Here is a 6,702-nt window from a genome sequence, read left to right on the forward strand (position 1 = left end):
GGGGGACTGGGGCGAGCCGGGGGACGGGGGTGACGACATCGGCGGCGATCGCCTGCCCCGGGGTCTCACCGGACGGGGCCGGGACGCCGACGAGGCCCACGGGGCGCGGTGCGGACAGCACCAGTTCGCCCTCGGGATCCGGCTCCTCGCCCTCGGCGTCCGCGGGCGAACTGCGCGGCGGATCCAGGGCGCGGGGCAGCCGGTGCGGCAGCATCGCCGTGCCCAGCGGGCCGAGTTGGAGAAAGCCCCCGATGTCCTCAGGCCCGGGCTCGCGGTGATCCGGGTCCGCCGCCTGCCCGGCCGCCGCGGCGTGAACGCGGCCGACCGCGTCGTACTCGTACAGACCCGACCGCAAGGTGGTGCGGGTGGTGACCGGCCAGCGCAGCACCCGGCCGAGCCCCAGCTCCCTGCTGATGCGGTACGCCAGTGTGGACTTGCCCGTCCCCGGGCGGCCCGTCACCAGAAGGGGACGGCGCAAAATCAGCGCCGCGTTAACGACATCGGCCTCTTCCGGATCCGACCGCATTCCCAGGGGAGCGACGCCCAGCCGCCGGGCGGCGTCCTGTACCGCAACGCTCCCGGTGGCCCCGTGTTCAACCCCCTGCTCCTGCACGTCGAACACTCAGCGGTCTGACCGCGTAGTGATGACGTCTCCGGCTCTGGGGGTGCTGGGCGGCCCATGCGTCTGGCGGGGCCGGAGGTGTGGTGACCGCGACGCTCGGCCCATCGGTCACATGTCCATCACTACGTCCCGTATCCCTCACAGGCCCTCAGACGGTGCACTACGGTCATCCCACCTGAACATCCCAGGGGGGATCATGAGCAACCCGTATACCGCGCCACCCACGCCTGGCAGGCCAGCACCCAAGTGGGCCCGGAAGCGCTTCGTTCTGCCCGCACTCGGCCTTGTTTTCTGCATTGGCATCGGCGCCGGGGCGGCCAGCGGCGAGACCAAGACCTCCAAGGAGGAGACGAAGCAGGCGGCGGCCGCGCCGAAGCCGGGTCCGACGGTCACCGTGACCAAGATTGTGACTGCGAAGCCGAAGCCGGCGCCGACCGTCACGGTGACGAAGACTAAAATCGTGAAGGTGACGGTGACTGCGAAGGCGCCTGCCGTGTCCAACGACGACGAGTCCTCTTCGGGCGGCAGTGCTGGGGGCGGCGGATCGGTGTACTACAGGAACTGCTCTGAGGCTCGGGCGGCCGGAGCTGCGCCGATCCATCGCGGCGAGCCGGGGTACGCCTCTCATCTGGACCGTGACGGGGACGGTGTCGGCTGCGATACCTGACCGGTCGACACCGGACAGCATGACGCCCCACCCGCGATGGGTGGGGCGTTCGTCGTCTCTTGCGCTCAGGTCCCCCACCCGGCTGGCGGTTCGGCCACCAGCGGCGCGGTGCGCTCTTCCTGTGCGGCTCCGTCGGTGGTCGGGTCTCGGTACTTGTGCCCGTCCGCAGTGAGTAGGTAGGCCGTGCACGGATCACGGGCTGTCCGCATCACGGGCTGTTCGGTGCGTGATCGTCACCGCTCGCCTTGTCGTCTTGGGTCTGAAGGCCGTGACTATCCGGTGCAGCGTCGGCGGTGTTGCTCGTGCGCGTGCGCACGGGCCGCCTCTTCCGCTGCTGGTGGTGGCGTCGGTGTCCTTCGACGCTACGGAGGCTGCTGGAGGGGTCTCAGTGAAATTGCGGATGATTGCGCGGATTCACTCGAGGGTGTCGATCGCGGACCGGATCAGGGCGCGGGCGGCATCGCCGTGCACGGCCAGCTTCGCCAGGCCGGTGAACGCCCGTGCGTAGTCGGAGATCTCGCGGGGCTGGCGGACGTTGATGACGGCGGTGAGGGTTTCCACCACGGTGTGCTGGTCGTCGTAGAGGTAGAAGGCCTCCACACCAATGAACCGATGACCGCCCTACTCCGCAGCGAACTCCATACGGCCCGGGGGCGGACCCCCATGCACCCCGGGCCGTGCGCGGTCCCCTAGAACGAGCGGCTCAGGCGGAGTGACAGGTAGCAGCCGCCGGCGCGGCCGTCCGTGTCGTCGCCCAGCGTCAGAGACTTGGTCTCATCGACCGTGTCCCAGCCGCCCTGCGGAATGTAGCCCCTGCACTGCCCCGAGGCGTCGCGTCCGCCATCGCCGTACCACTGCACGTCGAGCCGAATGTCCGAGCGACCGGACAGGGCGAAGGTGAGGTTGCACCAGCCCGCGCGGTTGTCGGTGTCCACCCGGATGTTGTCGCCGAATGTCTTGTACGTCTTGATCGGGATCGTGTGCGGGCCCTCGTTCTGGCACTGGGTCTCGTCGCTGCCGGGCTCCACCATCCAGGTGTAGGTGATGTTCAGGCCCGCGAGAGTGTTCGACGGGTCGTAGATGCCGAAGGCCAGCTGGCAGCCGCCCGCGCGGTTGTCGGTGTCCAGGCGGATGGTGGAGGTCCAGTCGGGCGCGGTGGCCCACTTCTCCGGCGGGTTCGTCGGCCCGTCGCACTGGCCGTCTCCGTCGGGGTAGAACCGGACGCCCAGTTCGGGCGCGGCGGTGGCCGAGGACGGCGCCGCGTCGGCCGATGTGGCGGACAGGCCGGTCACCATCAGTAAGCCGACCGCCAGCGCGGCCGCCCGTCGGGTCGATCTGCTGCCCAGCTTCTGCTTTCTCACGTGTGTCTCCCACGATGTCTTCGGTTGATCCGGAAAAGGTGCCGAACCGTGCCACGAGCGTGAATGACCATCACTGAATTCCCGTTGGTGCGGTGGAGCGGAGAGGTACAGAGAGGTACAGAGAGAAACCGAGGTGAATCAGACGGGGGAGGGCGGGATGGGCCCCTCCAACCCGGGGCGCCGCGCCGACGGCTCGGCGACGACGCCACATTATCCAGGGCACATCAGGACAAGCAGTGAGTCCGATACCGGCCAGGTACGGTCAATATCAGGCAATGTCCGGCCGAAATCGGCGCCACCGGGCCGTACCGGACGACCGTGATCGCCGTGCCAGTTGCCAGCTGCTGGAGCGGAAGTCGGTTGATGACCCGGCCCTTGAGAGGCGTGGAAGAGGGCGTCGGCCAGGACGGGGGGACCTGGCCGACGCCGGACTGTGGGGTGCGGGCTGCCGGCGGTGGCGGTCGCCTTCGCGGCGAAAGGCACCATGGGGCTTCAGCCGAACGATCTTCCCCACGGGCAATAGGTGAGGCCCGGGGACACTGTCCACCGGCCGGCACCCGCGAATACTCCAACCAGCACCGATCCCCGGACATTCCCGCACCGGAACCGATCAGCCCGAGGAGAAGGTGCCTGGCTGCCGGCCTTCAGGTGCCCGCAGGGCCCCTGCCGGATAGTCGCATTGACGACCTCTTCGAGCAGGATCATGACGGACCGGGCCCGTGTCCCTGTGGGGAGCGGGCCCGGTGTGCGGTTGGGGTGGTGGTCAGTCGGTGAAGTTGGCGCCGAAGTTCGGCGTGCCGGTGGTGGAGACTCCCGATGAGCTCGGCGAGACGGAGCGGGCGCCGGTCGTGGTGATCTTCGTTCCGCTGGAGGGCAGGTATGTCACCGCACCGTTGCCGGAGTTTTCCCAGGAGCTGACCAGCAGGTCGGCCTTGCCGTCGCCGGTGACGTCGTCGAGCTTGGTGTCGAAGCCGAACCCGTCGTACTTCTCGTCATCGCCGGGCACGCCGGCGGTGCTCTGCGCGAAGTACTGGGCGCCGGAGCTGGTGTTCAGGCCGCTCGCGGAGCCGTACAGGACGGTGACCGCGCCGGTGTCGGCGACGCCGTTGAGGTCCTCGCCCGCCGCGCTGATGACGATGTCCTGGTAGTTGTCGCCGTTGATGTCGCCCAGGTCGAGCTCGTAGCCGAACTGGTCGTTCTTCTCCGACCCGCCGGGGACGTTGCCGGTGTTCTGGGTGATGCCCGTGGTCGAGCCGGGGCCCTCGTTGGAGCCGTAGGTGATGTTGACTTTGCCGCCCAGGGCGGAGTTCGGGATGGTCGTGCCGTCGTCGGTCGTGTTGTTCCAGTAGGCGCCGCTGACGATGTCGCCGAAGCCGTCACCGTTGACGTCGCCGATGGCTGTGATCACGCCTGGCTTGAGGGCGGTGGCCGGGGAGGTGCTGAGGCCCCGCGCGGAGCCGGGCACGTAGTAGTTGGTGTTCCAGCCCCAGTCGGTTTGCGTCTCGAAGCCGTCGACCACGAGGTCGGTGCGGCTGTCGCCGTTGACGTCACCGGCGGTGAGGTTCATCGGGCCCCGGGCGCTGCCGCCGGACTGGATCGGGGGCTTGATCGTGTAGCGGCCGCCGGCGGTGCCGGAGGGGCTGATGCCGCCCTTGTAGACGTAGACGGTGCTGGAGGAGTTGCCGACGGCCAGATCGTCCTTCCCGTCGCCGTCGAAGTCGCCGGCGGCCAGGTTCTTGCCCCAGAAGTCGTGCGACGAGACGGCCGGGTCCGCGATCGTGACACCGGTGCCGGTGATGCCCGAGGCCGAGCCCCACAGCACGGCGAGGGTGCCGCCGTCGGTGTCGCCGCCCACGTCCTCGCCGTCCGCGGCCACGGCGATGTCGTCGTAACCGTCGCTGTTGAAGTCACCGTAGGCGGTCTCACCACCGAAGGCATCTCCCGCCTCCGCGGTACCGGGGACGCCCGCGCTGTTCTGGCTGAGCACCGTGCGCTTGGCGGACGACACACCGGTGGAAGTGCCGTAGAGCACCACGAGCTGGCCCGCGGTCTTGTTGCCGCTCACATAGGCGCCGGCGGCCGAGAAGGCGACGTCACCGATGCCGTCGCCGTTGAAGTCGGCACGGGGGACCATCGTCGAGTCCGCCGCCATGGCCGTCGCCGCCGGTAACGTGAGCACACCGCCCGTCAGCGAGGCCACAGCGGCCGTCGCGAGGGCGATACGAAAGTGCTTGTACACGCGGGGTTCTCCTACTGCATGCGGGGGATACTTTGGCAGGTATCCGCAGTCAATGGGGTGGCATTCCGCCCGCGTCCGCCGGAAGTCGGCCACGGCTTTGCGAGGCGGTTGCCGATCAGGAGACTCGCGATGGAATCCAAGGGTTGTATAGGTGGTGGCGGCCGCGCACCCTTCGGAGTGAATCTTCGCGTCATGCCCCCACGCCGTATGGCCGCGTGGTCTATCTCTGTTTTGTGATCAGCACTGTGATGCGTGCCGCTGTGGCCGCAGCCCTGACCTGTCTTCCCCTGACGATGCCGACGTCGGCCTCCGCCGCCCCGGCACCACGCACGCCGCCATTGACTGCCCTGACGGCTATGTGTGCCTCTATCCGGAGGTCAACTTCGTGGGTCAGCCGTGGGTGCGGCGTGCCGTGGACGGCAGCGTGAATGATCTGCCCACCGCGATCCGCGACCGCGGCAGCTCGATCAGGAACAACTCCGACCGCATCGCCCGGGTCTACGAGAAGCGAAACTACGCCGGTCGATGGGTGTGTGTGACCCGCAGTGGCGGCTCCATCCACGACCTGCGGTCCTACAACCTCAACGACCAGACCCGCTCGCTGAAGATCAACCGCAACGATTGCGGCTGAGGCGTGCTGGCCCGGTCCACCGGAACGCGACCAGGCTCATGCTGATGGTCCAGGCCGAGCCGGTGGTTGGCTGGCGCGCTCTGGGGAAGGGTTCAGCGGGGTGATGCCGGTGCCTGCGTACAGCTCAGGATGGAGCGAGAGAACCGTGACGTGCGTGCCCCCGGCCGGATTCGTCGTTCATCCACGCCCGTGATCCGAAGACGGGCCATGGTCTGGCTGGCTTGACCACGTCAGCTCCTGGCCCGCTGCAGATACCGGCGTGCCAGGAGCTGACGTTGGTCAGGCGCAGGTGTTGAGCATGCCGACCAGCGCGTCGTGTTCTTCCTGGTTCAGGGTGAGGCTGTACTCGCGTTTCACCGAGATCCATGCGCGTGCGTAGGTGCAGTGGTAGCTGTCGAGGTCGGGCTGCCAGTTCGCGGGATCCTTGTCGCCCTTGGCCCGGTTGGACCGCGCGGAGACGGCAATGAGCTGGGAACGCTGAAGATCGTTGGCGAACGCGCGGCGCTGCTGCGTTGTCCACTCCGACGCGCCGGAGCGCCAGGCTTCTTTCAGCGGCACGACGTGGTCAATGTCGGCCTTGGACGCTGCGTCGAGGACCACGCCGTCGTAGGCCGACAGCCAGCTGCCGGCGACCGCCCGGCACTGGTCGTGTGCCGCTCGAAAAGTCATCGCCGCAGGTGCGCGGGATGCGGTCAGTCCGCTGGGATCATGTCCTCCGTGATCGTGTCCTTGCTGTACAAGGTGACCCGGAAGCTGCTCACTGTTCCATCGGTGCTCCTGCGTCGCGGGACGGCGAAGGAGGCGGAACTGCTGGTGCTGCGGCACGAGAACGCGGTCCTGCGCCGCCAGTTGGCCGGACCGGTACGTTACGAGTCCACCGACCGGTTCTGGTTCGCCGCCCTGTCCGGGCTGATACCCCGGCGCCACTGGCTCAAGATCTTCCCTGTCACCCCCGGCACCCTGCTGGCCTGGCACCGCAGGTTCATCGCCGCGAAGTGAGACTACACCGCGCGCCGGCGCACCGGACGCCCACCCACCACGGCAGCGATCAAGAAGCTCGTCCTACGGCTGGCGAGGGAGAATCCGGCGTGGGGGCACCGGCGGATCCAAGGGGAGCTGGCCCGACTCGGGCATCGGATCGCCGCCTCGACGGTGTGGGAGATCCTCCACGCGGCCGGCATC

Annotated in this window: 6 protein-coding genes and 2 pseudogenes; 3 read left to right on the top strand and 5 right to left on the bottom strand. The window is 68.4% G+C overall.

The annotated features are described in order from the left end of the window. Nucleotides 1-184: 184 nt before the first annotated feature. A pseudogene (locus ACWDSL_RS50860) lies at nucleotides 185-565 on the bottom strand (MoxR family ATPase); the annotation flags it as partial. Nucleotides 566-818: 253 nt separating this feature from the next. Between ACWDSL_RS50860 and ACWDSL_RS50865 the strand changes: the two are divergent. Further along, nucleotides 819-1,289 carry an excalibur calcium-binding domain-containing protein gene (locus ACWDSL_RS50865; protein WP_450496259.1) on the top strand — a complete coding sequence of 157 codons (471 nt, stop codon included), beginning with the start codon at nucleotides 819-821 and terminating at the stop codon, nucleotides 1,287-1,289. A 414-nt stretch (nucleotides 1,290-1,703) separates the two neighbouring features. Here the strand turns inward: ACWDSL_RS50865 and ACWDSL_RS50870 are convergent, their stop codons facing one another. From ACWDSL_RS50870 to ACWDSL_RS50880, 3 genes are all read right to left on the bottom strand, one after another. Next, nucleotides 1,704-1,889 carry a hypothetical protein gene (locus tag ACWDSL_RS50870; RefSeq protein ID WP_450496261.1) on the bottom strand — a complete coding sequence of 62 codons (186 nt, stop codon included), beginning with the start codon at nucleotides 1,887-1,889 and terminating at the stop codon, nucleotides 1,704-1,706. An 89-nt stretch (nucleotides 1,890-1,978) separates the two neighbouring features. Then, nucleotides 1,979-2,650 (bottom strand): hypothetical protein, encoded by a 672-nt coding sequence (locus ACWDSL_RS50875; RefSeq protein ID WP_450496263.1) that lies wholly within the window; start codon nucleotides 2,648-2,650, stop codon nucleotides 1,979-1,981. A gap of 763 nt (nucleotides 2,651-3,413) precedes the next feature. Then, entirely contained in the window at nucleotides 3,414-4,889 is a 1,476-nt protein-coding gene (locus ACWDSL_RS50880) for an FG-GAP-like repeat-containing protein (protein WP_450496265.1), read from the bottom strand. 385 nt (nucleotides 4,890-5,274) lie between these two features. On the opposite strand from ACWDSL_RS50880, the gene ACWDSL_RS50885 reads away from it, so the two are divergent. Continuing rightward, entirely contained in the window at nucleotides 5,275-5,520 is a 246-nt protein-coding gene (locus ACWDSL_RS50885; RefSeq protein WP_450496267.1) for a peptidase inhibitor family I36 protein, read from the top strand. Between the two features lie 279 nt (nucleotides 5,521-5,799). Here the strand turns inward: ACWDSL_RS50885 and ACWDSL_RS50890 are convergent, their stop codons facing one another. Then, complete coding sequence (locus tag ACWDSL_RS50890) at nucleotides 5,800-6,189, bottom strand: HNH endonuclease family protein (protein ID WP_398534503.1); 390 nt, start codon at nucleotides 6,187-6,189, stop codon at nucleotides 5,800-5,802. 48 nt (nucleotides 6,190-6,237) lie between these two features. On the opposite strand from ACWDSL_RS50890, the pseudogene ACWDSL_RS50895 reads away from it, so the two are divergent. Then, a pseudogene (locus tag ACWDSL_RS50895) lies at nucleotides 6,238-6,702 on the top strand (helix-turn-helix domain-containing protein); the annotation flags it as partial.

Source organism: Streptomyces sp. NPDC000941 (assembly GCF_053599555.1).

Excerpts from the sequence above, each read along its gene's own strand:
- ACWDSL_RS50865 (WP_450496259.1), top strand. The coding sequence starts at position 819 with ATGAGCAACCCGTATACCGCGCCACCCACGCCTGGCAGGCCAGCACCC.
- ACWDSL_RS50890 (WP_398534503.1), bottom strand. The coding sequence starts at position 6,189 with ATGACTTTTCGAGCGGCACACGACCAGTGCCGGGCGGTCGCCGGCAGC.